Source organism: Nocardia sp. 852002-20019_SCH5090214 (assembly GCF_001665865.1).
In the GTDB taxonomy this organism is placed as follows: domain Bacteria; phylum Actinomycetota; class Actinomycetes; order Mycobacteriales; family Mycobacteriaceae; genus Nocardia; species Nocardia nova.
Genome location: NZ_LZMK01000013.1, coordinates 1 through 507, shown reverse-complemented (window position 1 = coordinate 507; position 507 = coordinate 1). Strand labels below are relative to the sequence as shown.

At 63.3% G+C, this 507-nt stretch carries 1 protein-coding gene; it reads left to right on the top strand.

What is annotated here, in order from left to right:
* Nucleotides 1-79: 79 nt before the first annotated feature.
* A partial coding sequence (locus A5780_RS01305) for a relaxase domain-containing protein (RefSeq protein WP_156769328.1) occupies nucleotides 80-507 on the top strand: 428 nt, incomplete at its 3' end.

Sequence of the window (507 nt, the reverse complement as noted above, 5' to 3'; positions counted from 1 at the left end):
TCACACAAAAATTTCACACCTCATGCTCCCAGGTAACGAACCGATAACGACAATATCGGGAGCGGCGTAGCCTGGATTCATGATGTCGCTGGCGAAGATTGCGTCCGGCGACGGCTATGAGTATTACCTGCGGAATATCGCCACGAATGACGCCAATGACCGTGGCGCGCAACAGCTTGCCGCCTATTACAGCGAGCGCGGGGAGTCCCCTGGTCGCTGGGTGGGGTCGGGGCTGGGTGCCCTGGATATCGTCGAGGGCGACATCGTCACCGAATCCCAGATGCGGGCTTTGTTCGGTCGCGGGATGCATCCGAACGCCGACACGATCGTCGCGCAGCTGGCGGCCGAGCAGATGGCCGAGGGTGTCTCGCCGCGGGTGGCCCGCCTCTACGGCGCGAAGATGGCCCAGCTCGGCCGCCCCCACAACCGGTATGTGGTCGACGAGGCCGGCTACCGATTCGAATGCGCCCGCGCCTACGCCGAATACAACCGTGCCCAAGGCCTCAT